Here is an 18,587-nt window from a genome sequence, read left to right as displayed (position 1 = left end):
TGCGCCTTGATCCCTAGTGATAATTCGCTGACCTGACAAGCCGCGGCCTAGCTTCGGTCAGACATCCGGCTTGAGAGCAGATCACCGGATTCCGTCAGGATCGGATAGGCGACCATCGAAAACGAGGTATTGACCTGTTTCAGCGCGCGCAACGTCTCTTGATGGATATTGCTGGTCTCGATGCTTTCGGTCAGCCCCTCGCGCAGGCGCCCCAAGTGCAGGCGCTGAAGTTTTTGTTCGAGTGCGCGAATGCTGTCCTTTTCGGCGACAAGTTCGCGCGCGTCATCGGGGTTTTGCGTCATCATCACGCTCAGCGCCAGTTGTGCATTGGCCAGCACCCGGTCGTGAAAGTCACAGATTTCATCCCAGCCGGATTGCGAAAAATTCACGCCTTCGGTGTGCAACCGCCGCGCCAGTGTCAGCATCTTGCGCGCGATCATGTCGCCTGCGGCCTCAAGATTGGCGGCAATCGTCGCAAGGTCCATCGAGCGGCGGCTGTTGTCTTCGTCAAGCCCACTCCGGTGGAGTTGCGCAAGATAGAGCTTGGTATCGAAATGGCGTTTGCGCAGGGTCTTTTCATTGGTGGCAATAGCCTCGGCGCTCGCGTCATCCCAGCTGGTGTAAAGCGTCGGTATCGTGCGCAGCATCGCCTCGACCGTCTCGCCAATGCGCATCACTTCGCGCGCGGCACACGATAGCGCACGGTCGGGATCACTTAGCGCGGCCGGATCAAGGGCGGTGAAATGATCATGCGCGGCGGGGCCGACGGGCTCGGCCAGCATTGTCGCGGCCATGCGCGCGGCGAGCCCGGTAAAGGGCAGCGTTACGATCAGGAGCGCAAAGTTAAAGACGATATGCAGGTGTATCGCCTGTGCCGCAGGGGTGGCCCCAAGCCAGTCAAGCGGCGGCTCAAACATGCGGAACGCCACCAGCGTCAGCGCCGCGCCCCCACCGCGCAGCACCAGATTGGCGATGATCATCCGGCGCGCTTCGATCGGGGCGGCGAGGGTCAGCACGAAGGCGATGAACGCGCCGCCAAGGTTGGCCCCGAGGATAAGCGCCACCGCCGCCGCCAAGGGCAGCACGCCCTGCATGACCAGCGTCACGAACAGCAGAACCGCCGCCACGCTGGAATGCACCACCCAGGCAAAGAGCGCGCCGATGACAAAGGCCGTCAGCGTATCGCGCCCGAGGTATTGCATCGCCATGATCGCGCCGGTGCTATCGGTCAGCGGCGCCGTGGCCGCGCGCAGCATGTCGAGAGACACAAAGATAAGCGCCAGCCCGATCAGGATGCGCCCGCCTTGGCGCACCCGTTTCTGATTGCCGCGCAGGAACATGGCGACCCCGACAAGCAGAAGGATCGGCACAAGCCATGTCTGGCGCACGAGAAGAAGTTTCGCCACCAGAGCCGAACCAAGATCGGCCCCAAGCAGGATCGCCAGCCCCGCCGCCACGGCAATGCCGCCGGCGGCGACAAAATTGGCCGCAAGGATCGCCACTGCGGTCGAGCTTTGCAAGGCCATCGCCGATGCGGTGCCGGTCAGAGCCGCCCAGATCCGGCTTTTGCCCGAGCGCCGCAGCCAAAGCCGCAATTGCGTGGAAAAGGCGCGCTCGACCCCGGTGCGCACAAGGCGCACGGCCCAGATCAACAGGGCAGCGGCGCCTGCGATATGCAGGAAAAACAAGGTCAGGTTGGGTGTTTCCAAGGTGGGTGGTCCAGGTCTTTAGAAAGGATGCGGCCCGCTGCCGGATGCCAGCGACACGCAGGTGCTTTGAAATCCGTCCCGCCAGTCGTGCAACATATACCCGCCCGGCGCAGTCGTAAAACCAACCGGAGCGTTCGCGCGAAAGTCGACGGGAAAGCTGCTGGAGATTGCCGCACTGGTCAGGGCGATGCAAGGGCCGACCTGACCGATAAAGGTATTATGCACATGGCCCGCGATCAGGCGCACCTCGGATCGGGCACGGCCAAGAATTTCGGCCAAGGGCGCGGTTGCATCAAGCGCGATCCTGTCCATGAAGGCGATGCCAGAAGCAAAGGGCGGATGATGCAGCGCCACAAGGGCGGGCACATCGGCGCGCCCCTGCAAGGCGTTGTCCAGAAACGCCAGCGTGTCGCCGTCAAGCGTACCGCCGCCTTGCCCTTCGATCAGCGTATCAAGCCCGATCAGGCGCAGATCGTCAAAGTCGCGGATCCAGTTCAGCCGCCCCTCGGCGGGTAGATAATCAAGGTCGGCAAGCGCCGCGCGCATCGGCGCACGCAGGTCGTGATTGCCGGGAATGGCAAACCACGGCAGGCCAAGCCGCTCGACCTGACGGCGCAGGAGGTGATAGCTTTCGGCGTCGCCAAGATCGGTCAGATCGCCGGTCACGACCACCGCATCAATCGGCCCCAATCCGTCCAGATCGGCCAGTATCCGGGTGATTGCCGAACCCAAAAGAGCGAATGTTTCAAGCTCTCCCGAGACGCGGTGCGGCGGCACCGTGACATGGGTATCGCTCAGTTGCAGGATGCGGGTCATTTGATGCCTGCGCGCAAAAACGCCTGAACGAACTGACGCTGGAACACCAGAAAGGCAATCAACAGCGGCGCAATCGACATCAGTGTCGCCGCCGAGATCACCGAGATATCCACGCCGTTCTCCGGCGCGCCAAAGATCGACAGGCCCACCGTCAAGGGCCGCGTGTCGGGCGAGTTGGTGACGATCAGGGGCCACAAAAAGTTGTTCCAATGGGTCGACACCGACACAAGGGCATAGGCCAGATAGGTCGGCTTGGCGAGCGGCACATAGACCCGGATCAGGATTCCGAACCAGCTACAGCCCTCAATGCGTGCCGCCTCGTGCAATTCAATAGGCACCGATTTGAACGCTTGGCGCATCAGGAAAATGCCAAAGGCGCTTGCCATATAGGGCATGCCGATCCCGAGGATCGTATCGAAAAGCCCAAGCCGCGAGACCATGGCATAGTTTTCCACGATCAGAACCTCTGGCAGGATGAACAACTGTAACAATACCAGGATGAACACGAAATCCTTGCCGGGGAATTGAACCTGCGCAAAGGCGAACCCGGCCAGTGTGGTCAGGATGAACTGTCCGATCAGAACCACGGTGACCAACAGGAAGGTGTTGAGGAAATAGCGCATCCAGGGCGCGCCATCCCAGGCGGTGCGGAAATTATCAAGCGTCCAGGGCGCGGCGATGTTGAAATTCACCGCATCCGAGGTGGAATGAAACGCCGCCCAAAAGGCAAAGAGCAACGGCGAAATCCAGATTACGGCCAGCAGAATGGCACCGGCGGCGTCGAGGGAGGGCATGAGGCGATTCATTGGTAGTGCGTCCTGCGGTCGATAAAGAAGAACTGGATGGCGGCGACGATCCCGAGCACCAGAAGCACCAGCATCGTCATTGCGGCGGCATGGGGCGCATCAAAGAAGGCAAAGGCCATTTCCCAAATATAATAGAGGATGAGTTTTGAGGCATCCGACGGCCCGCCTTTGGTCAGAATAAACAGGTGGTCGATCAATTTGACCGAGTTGATCATCGCATTGACCATGATGAAAAGCGTGGTCGGCATCAACAGTGGTAAAACGATCCGGCGGGTATAGGTCCAGCGGCTTGCACCCTCGATATCGGCGGCCTCTTTGAGGTCTTCGGGGATGGTCTGAAGCGCGGCGAGATAGAAGATCATGAAAAACCCCGCCTCTTTCCAGATTGTCACGATTATGATCGCCCAAAGCGCGGTTTCCGGCTGGCCCAGCCAGTTGACCGAAGGCAGGCCAAACAGCGCACCTATCTGATCAAGAACGCCAAGGCCGGGGGTGTAGAAAAACAGCCACAGATTGGCGGCGGCGATCATTGGCAACACAGTTGGCGTGAAATACGCCGTGCGCACAAAGCCGCGTGCGGGGATCTTGGAATTGGCCCAAAGCGCCATTGAAAGCGCGATGAAGATCGACACCGGAATGGTGACGCCGGCGTAAAACAGGTTGTTGCGTACCACCAGCCAAAACGTCGGATCGGCAAACAGGTCAGCGTAGTTTTCAAGGCCGATATATTCCGACGGGTTGCGGCGATTGCCGCGCGAGAACGTGCTTGACCAGAGCGTTGCAAGGGACGGGTAAAAGGCAAAGACCGACAAGAGCAAGGCTGCCGGGCTTAGCAAAAGCCAGCCGTAAATCGCCTGTCTGCGCCGTTCCAGATTGGCATGTGGGTTTGACATTGCGCGGCCCTTTTGTTGGGGAAGGGACACCAGCCCGAGGCAGGCCGGTGTCGGTGGTGTGCTTACTGGTAGCCGGCCAAAAGACGCTTGGCGCCGGCCTGTGCCTCGGCCAGAGCATCGGCCGGGGTTTTGGCCCCGGTCAGTGCCGATTGGATCGCGTTGTTAAGCCCGTCACGCACACGCGCGGTCTCGAACGTCGAAAACTCGGCGACCGCATGTTCAAGCTGATTGCGCGCCACAAGCGCGGGCGGGAATTCGGCAGTATAGGATTTAAGCGCCTCGGTCTCATAGGCGGCGGGCGAGACACCCATATAGCCGGTGGCGATCGACCAGGCTGCGGCCTGATCGGGTGAGGTCATGAACTGGATAAGCTTCATGGCCGCTTCGCGCTCTTCGTCTGTGGTGTCTTTGAAGAGGTAAAAGTTACCGCCGCCGGTGGGCGAGCCAAGCCGCTTGTTGCCCGGAAGCATCGCGACGCCAAAGTCAAATTCCGCCGCCTTCTTGACCGCAGTCAGGTTGCCGGTGGAATGCCACATCATCGCGGTCTGGCCCTCAAGAAACGCCTGACGCAGGGTGCCCCACTCAACCGTTCCGGTGGGCATGATGCCATGCTCGGCCGAAAGCGATTTCCAGAATTCCAGCGTCTCGATGACGTCGGGATCGTCGAAATAGGTCGTAAGCCCGTCGCCGGCCATCAATTCCTTGCCGTTCTGGATCGCGAGCGCCTGGAACATCCAATAGGGATAACCCGTCGAGGGGATCATCACGCCATAGGTATCATCCTTGGTGAGGGCCTTGCCCATGCTGATCATCTCGTCCCAGGTTGTGGGGGCCTTTTCGGGGTCAAGACCGGCGGCGCGGAACATGTCCTTGTTGTAATAGGCCACGATGGTCGAACGCTGGAACGGGATGCCCCATGTCTTGCCTTCGATTTGGCCATTGGCCATCAGCGCCGGGTAAAACCCGTCAAGCCAGGCGCGATCTGCATCGCTCTTCAGCACATCGTCAAACGGCAGGATCAGATCCTGTTCGATCAGGTCATAGGCGTCGATCGAGAACATCACCGCCAATTGCGCCGGTTCGCCGGAATTGAGCGCAGAGAGGGCGCGCACGCGGGTGTCGTCATAGTTGCCCGAATAGATCGCATTGACCTTGATGTCGGGGTTTTCGGCCTGAAAATCGGCGACGATGCCATCGACCACCTCGGTCAGGGCGCCGCCCACGGCAATCGGGTAATACATGGTAAGTTCGGTTTCGGCCTGCGCCTGTGACGCCAGCGAAAGGGCCATGGCGCCGGAAAGCGCGAGCCCGAGATGCTTGGTGAAATACATTGTATCCTCCTGAGATTTATCGGTGTCAGTCTTGGGTGTTGCGCCACTTGTTATGCGTGATCGTGGCGTTTGGCGGGTGGGGTCAGGTGGCGCGCGCCACCCGTTTGCCCCCGGAATCGAAAACATGCAGGTCACCATCGGCAAAGCTGATCTCGACGGTGTGCCCGCTTGGGTGAAGCGCCATGCCCGGCGCCTTGAGCGTGAGGCCGGTGGCATGGTCATGTGCGAGGCCGATAAAGGTTTCGGCGCCCAGAAATTCGCATTCGGTGACGGTGCAAACCAGCCGTCCCTTGCCGGGCTTTTCAAGGCGGATATTTTCGGCGCGCAGCCCGATGGTTGTGTCGTCGTCAAACCCGGTAAGCGCATGCCCCTTGATCAAGGCCATCGGCGGCGCGCCGACGAACTCGGCCACGAAGGTATTGACCGGCGCGCTATAAAGTTCTTGCGGCGAGCCTATCTGCTGAATGCGCCCGTCCTTCATCAGGACCACGATATCGGCCATGCTCATCGCTTCGGTTTGATCGTGGGTGACGTAAACCACCGTGATGCCCAGATCCCGTTGCAGCTTCTTGATGTCCTTGCGCACCGCATTGCGCAGCTTGGCATCGAGGTTCGAGAGCGGTTCATCCATCAGGCACAACCGCTGACCGGCGACAATGGCGCGGGCGAGGGCGACGCGCTGGCGCTGACCGCCGGACAATTCGCCGGGTTTGCGATCCTCAAGCCCGGTGAGGCCGGTGATTTCAAGCGCGCGCTTCAGCTTTTCCAGTCGCTCGGCGCGCGGCACGCGGCGTACCTTGAGGCCGAACATGACATTCTCGGCGACCGAGAGATGCGGGAAAAGCGCGTAGGATTGAAACACCATCGACAGATTGCGATCCGAGGCCGCACTTGTGGTGACATCTCGCCCGTCGATCACGATCTTGCCCTCGTCCGGGATCTCAAGCCCGGCCAAAAGCCGCAGCGTGGTCGACTTGCCACAACCCGATGGTCCAAGCAGCGCAACAAAGGCGCCTTCGGGGATATCGAGGCTGACATCCTCGACCCCAAGCTTGCCGTTCCAGCGTTTGCCGATGCCTTTGAGCGAAACAAATGGTTGCGTGGTCATGAGCTGCCTCCTTGGACGATGGTCAGGCGGTCGCCAACCCGCTCAAGCACCGGGGCAAACCGGGCGTCGGGCGCGCGATCCATGATGATGCGGTCAACCTCGCCCAGATGGCCGCCCACCACCGGGGCGACGCGGCCAAACTTGGTATGGTCAAGCACGAGGATCGAGGTTTCACAGGCCATGCGGATCTGTTCGCGCACGCGCACCTCTGAGGCGTGGAAATCCAAAAGCGCGCCATCTTCGGCAACGCCGGCAACGCCGCAAATGCCAAACTCGGCGCGGTAACCTTCAAAAAAGCGCGGCACCTCGTCGCCTAGAATATCAAGGTCGGGCAGGCGCACTTCGCCCCCCGGCACGATGATGCGGTTGGTCGGCTCGCTCGACAGGGCCATCACCACATTGAGGTTGTTGGTCACCACCGTCAGCCGTTTGCGCTCGCGCAGCGCCTCGGCCACAAAGGCCGGTGTGGTGCCGATGGAAAAGAACACCGTCACATCATCGGGTATAAGCGCGGCGGCGGCGTGGGCGATGGCCTCTTTCGCTTGCGGATTGGTGGTCTTGCGCTGTTGGTAGGGTTGGTTGAGCTGTTTTTCAAAAAGGTCGGCCCCACCATGGCGCCGCCGCAGCAGGTTCTCCTGGCACAGGTGGTTGATATCGCGGCGCACGGTTTGGGCAGAGACGCCAAAGGTGGTGACAAGCTCATCCACCGAGACGCTTTTTTGAGTCTGCATGAGGTCCAGTATCTCGTCCCTGCGTTTTCGCTTTTTGGATGACATTATGGGCATATCTCCATTTCTGACCACAGAATGAGCGAAACGATCATTAAAGCAACATTTTTCTAAGATCCCACGCAGACGGGGCTTGCGGCGCTGATACGCTGGTTTTGTGACAGTTATTTGAATACTTTCAGGAAGAAACCATAAATTTCAGGCGTCCATTTTGACGATAGGCGGTCAATTTTGATCATTCGCGCTTTTTAGAAAGGCCGCCGCCGGATAGGCTCGCGCTGGTCGAATCAGTGTCGGCCACCAGGGGAAGGATCACGCATGAATGGCCTGCGCGGCATTTTCGACAGATACGAGGCGATCCGCCCGCGCCTGCCGGTCGCAGTTGTTCAGCCGCAGCCGCAGAGCGTCGCTGACCTTGGCGAAATCGCCGATCAGGTCGATGCCTTTGTGTTCGATGCCTTTGGTGTGCTCAACGTCGGCGAAACGCCGATCCCCGGCGCGGCCAGCCGGGTGGCCGCCCTGCGCGCGCGTGGCTGTCAGATCAGGGTTCTCACCAATGCGGCAAGCTATGATCGCGCGGGCGCTGTGGCCAAGTTCGAGAGGCTCGGTGTTCTGCTTGAACCTGATGAAATCATCACCAGCCGCGACGCCGCCCTTTGTGTGCTTGATAACCGGCTTTGGGGCGTTATCGCCGCGCCGGAAGATAGCTTGAGCGACTTGGAAATGCCGGTGATCCGGCTGGGTGATAACCCGGCGGATTATGATCGGGCCGAGGGTTTTTTGTTTCTCTCCAGCGCCAATTGGAGCGATGCGCGCCAGCGGTTGCTTGAGGTGTCATTGCTTGATCATCCGCGGCGTGTGATCATCGCCAATGCCGATCTGGTTGCGCCGCGCGATCACGGGTTTTCAATCGAACCGGGGTTTTATGGTCATCAGCTTGCCGATTTGACGGCGGCCGAAGTGATGTTCTTTGGCAAGCCGTTCGCCGATGTGCATGCCATGGCGAGCGCAACCCTTGCCGGGATCGACAAGACCCGGATTGCGATGGTGGGCGATACGCTTCACACTGATATTCTTGGTGGCGCGGCGGCGGGCTGGCGCACGGTTCTGGTCACGCAGGATGGGCTTTTTGCCGGGCATGATGTTGCCCCGTTCATCGACGAATGCGGCCTTTACCCCGACTGGCAGGTCGCGCGCATCTAGCGATAGGTGCGCTGATCCATCGGGGTCTCTTCGATGCGTTGCAACAGGCGATCCAACAGCCATTTTTCCGCTCGGTTCAAGACCGCGCGCGGGTTCCAGACCACGTGCACGTCAATCGGCGCGGTCTGATCATAGGGCGGCAGTTGCCAGAGTTGGCCATCGCGCACATCGCGCGCTGCCACATGAAGCGGCAGCGGCCCGACGCCAAGCCCGGCGATGATCAGGCGGCGCACCTCTTCGAGGTGGCTTGAGGTGGCGATGATCTTATCGCCAAGCTCGGCCTGGGCGCGCATCAGGGTCACGGGTTTGAGCGCGTCCTGAAGCCGGTCGGTGCCAAAGCTGACGGCCGAATGCCCGGCAAGATCGGCGCGCGTGAGGTTCTTGCGCCTGAACAAGGGGTGCGGCGGGCCGCAGAACAGGCCGAAATATTCCCGGAACAGGCGCTTGTATTCAAGCTTGGAATTGCGCTGATGCACAAGGCAGATCGCAAACGAGGCCGAGCGCGCGGTGACCGTTTCGACCGCCAGGGCCGAGGTGAAAACATCAATCGACAGCGTCGCGCGGGGGTTCTCGGCGTGAAATTCCGCCAGCACCTGATTAAAAAGCGGGCAGATGACGTGGCTGGCCAGAGACAGGCGCACATGGCCGGTTACCTCGTCAGTCATGTTGCGCATCAGGGTCGACAGCCGCAGGATAGAGCCCTGAATGTCCACCGCCTCACGATAGAGAACCTGACCCGCATCGGTCAGTTGAAAGTGCCCCGGACTGCGATCAATGAGCTTTTTACCAACCCTGTTTTCCAACCTTTTCAAGGCGGTAGAAACCGAGGGTTGGGTCAGGCGAAGCCGGGTCGCGGCATCGGTGACAGAGCGCGCCTGCGCCAGCACCACGAAGGTGCGCAACAGGTTCCAATCCATCTCGCGCATGATGCGTTCGGGGCTATTTTGATCATCCATTGATTTTATCTATTATGAGAATTGTGATTATCTATTGGATTTATGCTTGCCCGGTTTGCATCCTGATCGCAACCCCGCATCCGCGGCGTCAAAACACTAGGGAACCGCATGTCAGTCGAAGCCAGAGAGGCAAGACAACCTTGGATTTTGCTGTCACCGGCGCTTGGCGCGGTGGTGCTTTTGCTGTTTGTGCCGCTGATGTTCATCGTGGTCTATTCGTTCTGGCTTAGGACGTCGACGGGGGCGGATCAGGTCGGGTTTTTCCTCGATAACTGGCAAGAGGTTCTGAGCGACGCCTTCTACCGCGACATCCTTTTGGGCACCCTCAAGATCGCCGCGATCACCACGGTTGTCTGTGCCTTGATGGGCTATCCGGCGGCCTATTTCATTGCCCGGTCAAGCGGCAACAAGGCGATTTTGCTTTTGCTTTTGATGCTGCCATTCTGGATCAGCTATATCATCCGCACGATGAGCTGGATCAATATTCTGGGGGTTTCGGGGGCGTTCAACACCTTCATGCTCTGGATCGGGATCATAGATGAGCCGATTCAGATGCTGTACAACCAGACCACCGTTATCCTCGGTCTGGTGCATTTCCTGCTGCCCTTCATGGTGCTGAATGTCTTTGTTAGCCTTGATGGCATCGACACCAATCTTGAGGATGCCGCGAATTCGCTTGGCGCCACCCGGTGGCAGGCGTTCATGCAGGTCACCTTGCCGCTCTCGCTTCCGGGGCTGGCGGCGGGCGGGTTGCTGTGTTTCGTGCTTGGCGCGGGCACCTATATCACGCCGCTCGTGCTTGGCGGGCCAAGGGATGCGATGTTTGCCAATCTGGTGTTCGAGGCGATCATCACCCAGCTCAACTGGCCGCTTGGCAGCGCGCTTAGCCTGATGCTCTTGGCGGTGCTTGGGGCGCTTGTCCTGATCTACAACCGCTATCTTGGCATGGCGCAGTTGATGAAGGGGCTTGGCTGATGGCGGATAAAACCAACCTCGGCTGGCACCTTATTCGCGGATGGGCGATCGCGGTTTACATCTTCATGTTCCTGCCGGTGGCGGTCGTGGTCTTGCTGAGTTTCAACGCAAGCCAGTTCGGCAGCTTTCCGATGACCGGCTTTTCGTTTCGCTGGTTCGCGGAACTGGCCCAGAACGAGGCGATCCTGCGCGCCTTTCGCACCTCGATCATTCTTGGGGCGCTGACGGCGGTGTTTTCCACGACTTTGGGGGTTTTGGCCTCGCTGGCCTTGGTGCGTTACAACGTGCCGGGGCGCAACATGATCACCACCATGCTGATCGCGCCGATCCTGGTGCCCGAGGTGGTGCTTGCGGTGGCCTTGCTGTTGTTTCTCAACTTTCTCGGCCTGCCGAAAAGCTTTCCCCTTTTGCTGGCCGGGCATGTGATCTTTACGCTGCCGTTCGTGATACTGGTGGTGCAGGCGCGCCTTGTCAGCATCAAGCGCGATATCGAAGAGGCCGCGCTTAGCCTTGGCGCAAGCCCGCGCCAGACGTTTTTCGAGATTACCCTACCGTTGATGATGCCTGCGGTGCTGGCCGGGGGGCTTTTCGCCTTCACGATAAGCTTTGATGACATCACCGGCACGCTGTTTTGGAAGCCCGGCGGGGTGGAAACCGTGCCGACACAGATTTTCGCCATGCTGCGCAATTCGATCAGCCCCGAGATCAACGCCTTGGGCACGGTCATGATTTTCATGACCGTGGGCCTGCCGCTGCTCGGGCTGGCGATTGCGCGCAAGGTGGCAAGCAAGGGCGGCACCTGAGAACCGTCCGAACAGATGAAGACCCCAGTCAACAAGGAGATGAAAATGACCGATAAAATGGACAACACCACCCGGCTCGAGCGGATGCGCGAACGGTATATGAACGGCGATCTGGACCGGCGCAGCTTTCTCGGGCTGATCGGTGCGGCGGGCCTTGCTTATGGCGTGCAGACGCCATTCGCCAAATACGCCAATGCCCAGACCGTATCGCAGGTGCGCTTTGACGGCTGGGGCGGCGTTGTGTCCGAGGCGTTCCGCAAGCACGCCTTTGACCCCTATACCGCCGCGACGGGCATCAACGTGGTCGATGGCACCTTTGGCGGCCCCGACGAATACATCAGCCGCATCAAGGCAGGCCAGGAAGGCGAATACAACATCGCCCACCTGTCCGGGGTGTTCGATTATGCGCGCTATCACAACCTTGGCTTTTCCAGCGAGCTGAACGAGGACAACATCCCGAACCTGAAATACGTCATCCCCAAGTTGGTCGATGTGTTCCGCAAGGTGACCGATGGCAAGCTGTCCTGTGTGCCCTATGATTATGGCACCACCGGTCTTGCCTATAACCGCAAGTATATCTCGGACGACGAGATGAAGGAAAAAGGCGCCAAGATCCTGATCGACGAAGGTCACAAGGGCAAGATTGCCGGCTGGGGCGACTGGCGCACGCGGATCTGGTTTGCCTCGCTGCAAACCGGGCAGGACCCGAACGGCGCCACCGACATGGAGGCTGTCTGGGACGCGATCCGCACGCATCGTGACCTTAGCTTGAAGTACTGGGGCTCGGGCGCCGAATTGATGAGCCTGCTTGCCGAAGAGGAAATTCACGTGACCGAAGGCTGGTCCGGCCGGATTTTCGCGCTTCAGGAACAGGGCCATGACATCGGTTATATGGACCCGCCCAACGGCTATGGCTGGCAGGAATGCCTCTTCGTGATCAAGGGCAGCCCGATGGAGGCCTGCGAAGAGCTGCTGAACTTCATGCTCGATCCGGCGACCTCGATCGCGGTCGCGGAAGGCCAGAATTATCCGCCCGCGCTTGACCCGACCAAGGTTGATCTTGGCGCCAAGATTCCGACGTTGCCGGCCTTTGATCCGACCGGCACCTTGGCGAACCTGACCTTTGCCGATCCGGCCTATTGGAACGAGAACGAACAGGAATGGACCAAGACCTTTGGTCGCGTCCAAAAGGGTTACTAAGCCCGTTCGATCCTTGCCTGTCCCGGCCATTGCCGGGGCGGGCCACCACTTTCCGCCCGCCCAAGGAGGCCGCCAATGAGCGCCGTCACCCTCAAGAACATCGTCAAACGGTTTGGCGGCTTTACCGCCGTTCACCAGACCTCGCTTGAGATACCCGAAGGCGCGTTCGTGACGCTTTTGGGGCCGTCGGGCTGTGGCAAGACCACCAATCTGCGGATGATCGCGGGGCTTCTGGACCCGAGCGAAGGCGAAATCCTGATTGGCGACAAGCGGGTCAACGATGTGCCGATCCACGAGCGCAACCTCGGGCTGGTGTTTCAGAATTACGCGCTTTTCCCGCATAAAACCGTGGCCGAGAATGTCGCCTTTGGCCTCAAGTACCGCGACGTGCCAAGCGCCGATATCCCGGCCAAGGTCAAGGCGGCGCTTGAATTGGTGCAGCTTCCCGATGTCGGGCATCGCTATCCCAAGGAATTGTCGGGTGGCCAGCAACAGCGCATCGCGCTTGCCCGCGCCATCGTGATCGAGCCGGATGTTTTGCTGCTTGATGAACCGCTATCGGCGCTTGATGCCAACCTGCGCGAGGATATGCGCGTCGAACTCAAGCGCATTCAGGAGCGCATCGGCGTGACCACAGTCTTTGTGACCCATGACCAATCCGAGGCGCTTGCGATGTCGGACTTTATCGTCGTCATGTCCGAGGGCCGCGTTGAACAGGTCGGCAAACCCGAAGAGGTCTACAACACGCCGGCCTCTGAATTTGTCGCCAATTTCCTTGGCGCGTCGAACATCTTTGATGCGACATGCACCAGCTATGGCGGGCCCCTCGTGGGGATCGAAGCGCCGGTGTTCGGCGGCATGGATATCCCGGCCGAGAAGGCGCCCAACCTCAAATCCAAGGGCTCGGCCAAGCTTGTGGTGCGCGCCGAAAAGCTGGTCTTGTCGAAATCGAGCGCCGCAAAGGGCGTGATTTCAGTGCCTGCAAAGGTCGAAACCGTCGATTACCAAGGTCAGGCCGTGCGCTATTTCGTGCGCGCGGGCGAGACCCAGTTACAGGCCATCAACATGATCGACGGGCGCCCCTTTGCCGTGGGCGACGAGGTCAACCTCCACCTTCGCCCGCAGGATTGCGCGGCGCTTCCGGGATAAGACCATGAGTGCAAAACCAAGCCACCTTTTCTATCAGGGCAGAGAGCGCAAACCGGTGCTGGATCAGGCGCGCGGCGTTTACATGTGGGATGTCGATGGCAAGCGCTATCTTGACGGCTCGTCTGGCGCGATGGTCTGTAACATCGGCCATTCCAACGAGAATGTGCTAGAGGCGATGCGCCGCCAGATGGAGAAATCGACCTTTGGCTATCGGCTTCACTTTGAGACCGAGGCCTCGGAAAAGCTGGCCTCGAAAACCGCCGCCCTGACGCCCGAGGGGTTGAACCGGGTATTCTTTGTCTCGGGCGGGTCCGAGGCGGTGGAAAGTGCGATCAAGCTGGCCCGGCAATATGCGCTTGCCGTGGGGCAGGGCAGCCGCTGGAAGGTGATTTCGCGCAGCCCGAGCTATCATGGCTGCACCTTGGGCGCGCTTGCGATCACCGGTTATGCGCCGCTGACCAAGCCGTTCGAGCCGATGATGCAGATGATGCCGAAAGTGCCCGCGCCGCGCGCCTATCTTGACGGGCTTGACCCTGATGACATCGCGACCGGGCATCATTATGCCCATATGCTTGAGGCGCAGATTTTGGCCGAAGGGCCTGAGTCGGTGCTGGCCTTTATCGTCGAGCCGGTCGGCGGCGCCTCGACCGGGGCGCTTGTGCCGCCGCGCGGATATATGGAGCGCGTGCAGGAGATTTGCCGCCAATATGGCGTACTTTTCATCCTTGACGAGGTGATGACCGGCGCCGGGCGCACGGGTAAATTTCTGGCCTCGGAACACTGGAATCTTGAGCCCGATATCATGGTCATGTCCAAGGGCTTTGCCGCCGGCTACATGCCGCTTGGCGGGATGGCCGCGCATGAGCGCCTTGTCGAGCCGGTGCTTGACGCGGGCGGGTTTTTGCACGGGTTCACCTATGCCGGCAATCCGCTTGCCTGCGCCGCCGGCCTTGCCGTGATCGACGAGATCGAGCGTCTTGGCCTGGTCAGGAATGCGGCCCTGATGGGAGAGAAATTGTTGACCCGTTTGCGCGAGCTGATGGACCGCCATGCGATCATCGGCGATGTGCGCGGCATGGGTCTTTTGACGGCGTTCGAATTCATGTCGGACCGGGCCACCAAGGCGCCCCTGCCGAAAGAATTGCGCGCCTTTGACCGCTTTGTGCAGATCGCCTATGTCAAGGGCCTTATCGTCTATTCGCGCCGCACCCGTGATGGCGTTGAGGGCGATCATGTCCTTGTCTGCCCGCCGATGATCGTGAATGAAACCCATCTGGACGAGATCACCGAAATGCTGGATGCAGCACTTGCGCAATTCACCGCCGAAATCCGCCCCAGCCTCGACAAGATCGCGTAAGGGGCGGGGATGCGCGAGATCATCATCACCTGTGCCTTGACCGGCTCGATCCACACGCCGAGCATGTCGCCGCATCTTCCTGTCACGGCGGATGAGATCACGGCGGCGGGTCTTGGCGCGGCCGAGGCGGGGGCGGCGATCCTGCACCTGCATGCGCGCGATCCCGAGACCGGCAAGCCCTCGTCAGAGCCCGCGCATTTCATGGGTTTCCTGCCCCGCCTGAAACAGGCGAGCGATGCGGTGCTCAATATCTCGACCGGCGGTAGCGCGGTGATGAGCCTTGATCAGAGGCTGGCCGCGCCCAAGCAGGCCGAGCCGGAAATGGCCTCGCTCAACATGGGCACGATGAATTTCGCGCTTTACCCGATGGCCGCGCGGATTTCAGACTGGCAACACGATTGGGAAAAGCCCTTTCTCGAGGGCTCGGATGACCTTGTCTTCAAGAACACCCCGCGCGATATCGCCCGTATCCTGACCGAGCTTGGCCAGGATCGCGGCGCGCGCTTTGAATTCGAATGCTATGACCTGAGCCACCTTTACATGCTGCGCCATTTTGCCGATCGCGGGCTGATCAAGGCGCCATTTTTCATTCAGTTCGTGTTCGGCGTCTTAGGCGGCATGGGGCCGGACCCCGAGAACCTGACCCATATGGTGCGCATCGCCGACAAGCTATTTGGCGAGGATTACATGTTCTCTGTTCTGGCGGCGGGGCGGCATCAGATGCCACTGATCACCATGTCGGCGGCCATGGGCGGGCATGTGCGCGTCGGGCTTGAGGATAGCCTTACCATCGCGCGCGGCACGCTTGCGCGGTCCAACGCCGAGCAGGTTTCCAAGATCCGCGAAGTTGTCGAGGCTTTGGGGCGCACCGTCGCCACCCCCGATCAGGCGCGCGCAATTCTGGGCCTCAAGGGCGCGGATAAGACGGCGATCTGAATGATGAGGGATATCGAGTTTCACCCGGTGCAAAGCGCCGATGACCTGGACCTGTTGGACCAAGCCCTGCGCGCGCTTAGCGTCGAGTTGGGCGATGTGCATCTGGCCGACAAGGCGGTGTTGCGCGCGGGGCTGTTCGGGCCGGTGCCCGCCGCCTATGGCCTCTTGGCGCTCTGCGAGGGCGCGTTGATGGGCGCGGCGCTGTTCAGCCCGGTGTTTTCCACCGCGCGCGGCGCGGCGGGGGTTTATGTCTCTGACCTCTGGATCGCAGAGGCGGCGCGCGGTCAAAAGCTTGGGGCGGGCGTGCTGGCAGAGGTCGCCAAACGCGCGGATCTGCTCTGGGGGAGCAAGTGGATGACATTGGCGGTCTATGCCCATAGCACCGCCTCGCGCCGGTTTTACACGCGCCTCGGGTTCGAGCCGCAAAGCAATGCGACGACCATGCGCCTGTCACAGGATGCGATGCAACGACTGATAAGGAATGCGCAATGAAGGCCATTTTTGACGACCGCCAGTGGCACCATGATCCCAAACATTTCATGGCCAACGGCAAGGTCCTGCCAAGCCCGGAACAGCCAGAGCGCATCACCCGCCTACGCCACGGGGCCGAGGCGGCGGGCTGTGATTTCATCGCGCCGAAGGATGCCGGGCTTGGCCCGATTGCGGCGCTGCATTCGCCGGAATATGTGACGTTTCTCAAGAATATCTACACCCGCTGGCAGCGGATCGAGGGCGCGGGCGAAGAGGTGATCCCCAATATTCACCCCGCTAACCGATCCGACAATTACCCGAAATCCGCCGTCGGGCAGGCGGGGTTTCATCAGGCCGATACCGCCTGTCCCATCGGGAAGGGCACCTGGGAGGCCGCCTATTGGTCGGCGCAATCGGCGGTGACCGGCGCCGATCTTTTGGCGGATGGAGCGCGCGCGGGTTATGCGCTGTGCCGCCCGCCGGGGCATCACGCTTACGGCGATCTGGCGGGGGGGTTTTGCTTTCTCAACAATGCCGGGATTGCCGCCGAGCGGTTGCGCGCTAGCGGCCTGCGGGCCGCCATTCTGGATGTCGATGTGCATCACGGCAACGGCACGCAGGGCATTTTCTATGACCGCGACGATGTGCTGACCGTGTCGATCCATGCCGATCCGGCGCGATTTTATCCGTTCTTCTGGGGGCACGGCAACGAGCGCGGCGCGGGGCGCGGAATTGGCTATAACCTCAACCTGCCGCTGGCGCGCGGCACTGGCGATGACGCCTATCTCAAGGTGCTCGACACGGCGCTTGAGCGGGTGGCCGCCTTTGGCGCCGATGTGGTGGTGGTGGCGCTTGGGCTTGATGCTTACGTCGGCGATCCGTTCAAGGGCTTGGCGATCACGACGCCGGGGTTTGGCCGGATCGGGGCGGCGATTGCGGGCCTCGGCTTGCCGACGCTTTTCGTGCAGGAAGGCGGCTATCTTTGTGACGAGCTTGGCGAGAACCTGACCGCCGCCTTGACCGGGTTCGAAGGCGCATGAGCCGCGCCGACATCATCGTGATCGGCGGCGGGATCGCCGGGGTCAGTGCCGCTGCAGAGCTTGCGCGCGGCGGGGCTGAGGTTGTCCTCTTAGAGGGCGAGCCGCAGCTTGGCTATCACTCGACCGGGCGCTCGGCGGCGATCTTTATCCGCAACTACGGCAATGCCACCCTGCGTGCGCTCAATGCCGCCGCAGAGCCGATTTTCGAGGCCCCCGGTGACATTTGCGACGGCCCGCTGCTTAGCCCGCGCGGCGAATTGCTGATCGCGAGCGAGGATGAAATGCCGGAGCTTGAGGCCTATCTTGACGGCTCGACCGGGATCGAACGGCTAAGCGGGGCCGAGGCCGCCGAGATCGTGCCGATCCTGCGCCCCGAGCGGATTGCCGGGGCGATGATCGAACATGGCGCACAGGGCATTGATGTCGACCGGATGTTGCAGGGCTATGCCCGGTTTTTACGCGGCCATGGCGGCCAGATCATCACCGGCGCGCCGGTGGGCGAGATCCGCCATGATGGCGCGCTTTGGCAGGTTGAAACGCCGCTGGACACCTTCACCGCGCCGATCGTCGTCAACGCCGCCGGGGCCTGGGCCGATGAGGTGGCAGGGCGCGCGGGCGTGGCGCGGGTCGGCCTGCAGCCGCTACGTCGTTCGGCCGCGATCATCCCTGAGCCCGAGGGGTATGATTGCGCAGATTGGCCTGTGTTCGGCTCTATCGCCGAGACCTGGTACGCCAAGCCCGAGGCCGGCAAGCTTATGATCTCGCCTGCCGATGAAGACCCGGTTGATCCGCATGATGCCTGGGCGGATGATATGGTTCTGGCCGAAGGATTGCACCGGTTTGAACAGGCGGTGACGGTGCCGGTGACCCGGGTCGAACATAGCTGGGCTGGCCTGCGCAGCTTTGTCGCCGACCGCACGCCGGTGGCCGGCTTTGCGCCCGGTAAGCCCGGATTTTTCTGGTTGGCGGGGCAGGGGGGCTATGGCGTGCAAACCGCCCCGGCCTTGTCGCGGCTGACGGCGGCGCTTGTTCTGGGGCACACCCCCGAGCTTGCGCCAGAGGTCATCGTGGCGCTCTCGCCAGAGCGGTTTGCAACGTGAGGGCGG

Annotated in this window: 18 protein-coding genes; 10 read left to right on the top strand and 8 right to left on the bottom strand. The window is 60.9% G+C overall.

What is annotated here, in order from left to right; all coding sequences use genetic code 11:
- Positions 1 to 47: 47 nt before the first annotated feature.
- The 7 genes from ROG8370_RS03415 to ROG8370_RS03385 all read right to left on the bottom strand — a co-directional run bounded on the left by ROG8370_RS03415 (position 48) and on the right by ROG8370_RS03385 (position 7,439).
- Positions 48 to 1,709, bottom strand: coding sequence for a Na/Pi cotransporter family protein (locus ROG8370_RS03415; protein WP_170925174.1), 1,662 nt, complete (start codon positions 1,707 to 1,709; stop codon positions 48 to 50).
- Positions 1,710 to 1,727: 18 nt separating this feature from the next.
- Positions 1,728 to 2,525 carry a metallophosphoesterase gene (locus tag ROG8370_RS03410; protein WP_085825677.1) on the bottom strand — a complete coding sequence of 266 codons (798 nt, stop codon included), beginning with the start codon at positions 2,523 to 2,525 and terminating at the stop codon, positions 1,728 to 1,730.
- Positions 2,522 to 3,319 (bottom strand): carbohydrate ABC transporter permease, encoded by a 798-nt coding sequence (locus ROG8370_RS03405; protein ID WP_370738322.1) that lies wholly within the window; start codon positions 3,317 to 3,319, stop codon positions 2,522 to 2,524. Before ROG8370_RS03405 ends, ROG8370_RS03410 begins: the two co-directional genes overlap by 4 nt.
- Before the next feature lie 8 nt (positions 3,320 to 3,327).
- On the bottom strand, positions 3,328 to 4,224 hold the full coding sequence (locus ROG8370_RS03400) for a carbohydrate ABC transporter permease (protein WP_085825675.1): 897 nt from the start codon (positions 4,222 to 4,224) through the stop codon (positions 3,328 to 3,330).
- A 62-nt stretch (positions 4,225 to 4,286) separates the two neighbouring features.
- A complete protein-coding gene (locus ROG8370_RS03395; protein ID WP_212580055.1) occupies positions 4,287 to 5,513 on the bottom strand; it encodes an ABC transporter substrate-binding protein in 1,227 nt (408 codons plus the stop codon).
- A gap of 124 nt (positions 5,514 to 5,637) precedes the next feature.
- Complete coding sequence (locus tag ROG8370_RS03390) at positions 5,638 to 6,663, bottom strand: ABC transporter ATP-binding protein (protein ID WP_085825673.1); 1,026 nt, start codon at positions 6,661 to 6,663, stop codon at positions 5,638 to 5,640.
- Entirely contained in the window at positions 6,660 to 7,439 is a 780-nt protein-coding gene (locus ROG8370_RS03385; protein WP_170925173.1) for a DeoR/GlpR family DNA-binding transcription regulator, read from the bottom strand. Before ROG8370_RS03385 ends, ROG8370_RS03390 begins: the two co-directional genes overlap by 4 nt.
- Positions 7,440 to 7,709: 270 nt before the next feature.
- Here ROG8370_RS03385 and ROG8370_RS03380 point away from each other — a divergent pair, with 270 nt between their 5' ends.
- Positions 7,710 to 8,594, top strand: coding sequence for an HAD-IIA family hydrolase (locus ROG8370_RS03380; RefSeq protein WP_085825671.1), 885 nt, complete (start codon positions 7,710 to 7,712; stop codon positions 8,592 to 8,594).
- On the opposite strand, the gene ROG8370_RS03375 is transcribed toward ROG8370_RS03380, so the two are convergent.
- Positions 8,591 to 9,550, bottom strand: a complete 960-nt coding sequence (locus tag ROG8370_RS03375) for a LysR family transcriptional regulator (RefSeq protein WP_085825670.1) — start codon at positions 9,548 to 9,550, stop codon at positions 8,591 to 8,593. The genes ROG8370_RS03380 and ROG8370_RS03375 overlap by 4 nt on opposite strands.
- A gap of 108 nt (positions 9,551 to 9,658) precedes the next feature.
- Between ROG8370_RS03375 and ROG8370_RS03370 the strand changes: the two genes are divergently transcribed.
- From ROG8370_RS03370 to ROG8370_RS03330, 9 genes are all read left to right on the top strand, one after another.
- Entirely contained in the window at positions 9,659 to 10,525 is an 867-nt protein-coding gene (locus tag ROG8370_RS03370; protein WP_085825669.1) for an ABC transporter permease, read from the top strand.
- Positions 10,525 to 11,328, top strand: coding sequence for an ABC transporter permease (locus tag ROG8370_RS03365; RefSeq protein WP_085825668.1), 804 nt, complete (start codon positions 10,525 to 10,527; stop codon positions 11,326 to 11,328). The genes ROG8370_RS03370 and ROG8370_RS03365 overlap by 1 nt, the downstream gene beginning before the upstream one ends.
- 57 nt (positions 11,329 to 11,385) lie before the next feature.
- Positions 11,386 to 12,528, top strand: a complete 1,143-nt coding sequence (locus ROG8370_RS03360; RefSeq protein ID WP_085825765.1) for an extracellular solute-binding protein — start codon at positions 11,386 to 11,388, stop codon at positions 12,526 to 12,528.
- A 75-nt stretch (positions 12,529 to 12,603) separates the two neighbouring features.
- Positions 12,604 to 13,677, top strand: a complete 1,074-nt coding sequence (locus ROG8370_RS03355) for an ABC transporter ATP-binding protein (RefSeq protein WP_085825667.1) — start codon at positions 12,604 to 12,606, stop codon at positions 13,675 to 13,677.
- A 4-nt stretch (positions 13,678 to 13,681) separates the two neighbouring features.
- On the top strand, positions 13,682 to 15,034 hold the full coding sequence (locus ROG8370_RS03350) for an aminotransferase family protein (protein WP_085825666.1): 1,353 nt from the start codon (positions 13,682 to 13,684) through the stop codon (positions 15,032 to 15,034).
- Positions 15,035 to 15,043: 9 nt separating this feature from the next.
- Positions 15,044 to 15,970 (top strand): 3,5-dioxohexanoate:acetyl-CoA acetone transferase, encoded by a 927-nt coding sequence (gene kce / locus ROG8370_RS03345; RefSeq protein WP_085825665.1) that lies wholly within the window; start codon positions 15,044 to 15,046, stop codon positions 15,968 to 15,970.
- Positions 15,971 to 16,462 carry a GNAT family N-acetyltransferase gene (locus tag ROG8370_RS03340; protein ID WP_245827176.1) on the top strand — a complete coding sequence of 164 codons (492 nt, stop codon included), beginning with the start codon at positions 15,971 to 15,973 and terminating at the stop codon, positions 16,460 to 16,462.
- Complete coding sequence (locus ROG8370_RS03335; protein ID WP_085825664.1) at positions 16,459 to 17,481, top strand: histone deacetylase family protein; 1,023 nt, start codon at positions 16,459 to 16,461, stop codon at positions 17,479 to 17,481. Before ROG8370_RS03340 ends, ROG8370_RS03335 begins: the two co-directional genes overlap by 4 nt.
- Entirely contained in the window at positions 17,478 to 18,581 is a 1,104-nt protein-coding gene (locus ROG8370_RS03330; RefSeq protein ID WP_085825663.1) for an NAD(P)/FAD-dependent oxidoreductase, read from the top strand. Before ROG8370_RS03335 ends, ROG8370_RS03330 begins: the two co-directional genes overlap by 4 nt.
- Positions 18,582 to 18,587 lie beyond the last annotated feature (6 nt).

It is taken from the genome of Roseovarius gaetbuli (assembly GCF_900172365.1).
Lineage (GTDB): Bacteria > Pseudomonadota > Alphaproteobacteria > Rhodobacterales > Rhodobacteraceae > Roseovarius > Roseovarius gaetbuli.
Note: the sequence above shows the minus strand (reverse complement) of the source record. Positions and strands in the feature narration are given on the sequence as shown.

Excerpts from the sequence above, each read along its gene's own strand:
- ROG8370_RS03390 (WP_085825673.1), bottom strand. The coding sequence starts at position 6,663 with ATGACCACGCAACCATTTGTTTCGCTCAAAGGCATCGGCAAACGCTGG.
- ROG8370_RS03375 (WP_085825670.1), bottom strand. The coding sequence starts at position 9,550 with ATGGATGATCAAAATAGCCCCGAACGCATCATGCGCGAGATGGATTGG.
- ROG8370_RS03370 (WP_085825669.1), top strand. The coding sequence starts at position 9,659 with ATGTCAGTCGAAGCCAGAGAGGCAAGACAACCTTGGATTTTGCTGTCA.
- ROG8370_RS03385 (WP_170925173.1), bottom strand. The coding sequence starts at position 7,439 with ATGTCATCCAAAAAGCGAAAACGCAGGGACGAGATACTGGACCTCATG.
- ROG8370_RS03410 (WP_085825677.1), bottom strand. The coding sequence starts at position 2,525 with ATGACCCGCATCCTGCAACTGAGCGATACCCATGTCACGGTGCCGCCG.
- ROG8370_RS03405 (WP_370738322.1), bottom strand. The coding sequence starts at position 3,319 with ATGCCCTCCCTCGACGCCGCCGGTGCCATTCTGCTGGCCGTAATCTGG.
- ROG8370_RS03380 (WP_085825671.1), top strand. The coding sequence starts at position 7,710 with ATGAATGGCCTGCGCGGCATTTTCGACAGATACGAGGCGATCCGCCCG.
- ROG8370_RS03340 (WP_245827176.1), top strand. The coding sequence starts at position 15,971 with ATGATGAGGGATATCGAGTTTCACCCGGTGCAAAGCGCCGATGACCTG.
- ROG8370_RS03360 (WP_085825765.1), top strand. The coding sequence starts at position 11,386 with ATGGACAACACCACCCGGCTCGAGCGGATGCGCGAACGGTATATGAAC.
- ROG8370_RS03330 (WP_085825663.1), top strand. The coding sequence starts at position 17,478 with ATGAGCCGCGCCGACATCATCGTGATCGGCGGCGGGATCGCCGGGGTC.
- ROG8370_RS03365 (WP_085825668.1), top strand. The coding sequence starts at position 10,525 with ATGGCGGATAAAACCAACCTCGGCTGGCACCTTATTCGCGGATGGGCG.
- ROG8370_RS03400 (WP_085825675.1), bottom strand. The coding sequence starts at position 4,224 with ATGTCAAACCCACATGCCAATCTGGAACGGCGCAGACAGGCGATTTAC.
- kce (WP_085825665.1), top strand. The coding sequence starts at position 15,044 with ATGCGCGAGATCATCATCACCTGTGCCTTGACCGGCTCGATCCACACG.
- ROG8370_RS03355 (WP_085825667.1), top strand. The coding sequence starts at position 12,604 with ATGAGCGCCGTCACCCTCAAGAACATCGTCAAACGGTTTGGCGGCTTT.
- ROG8370_RS03335 (WP_085825664.1), top strand. The coding sequence starts at position 16,459 with ATGAAGGCCATTTTTGACGACCGCCAGTGGCACCATGATCCCAAACAT.
- ROG8370_RS03350 (WP_085825666.1), top strand. The coding sequence starts at position 13,682 with ATGAGTGCAAAACCAAGCCACCTTTTCTATCAGGGCAGAGAGCGCAAA.
- ROG8370_RS03395 (WP_212580055.1), bottom strand. The coding sequence starts at position 5,513 with ATGGCCCTTTCGCTGGCGTCACAGGCGCAGGCCGAAACCGAACTTACC.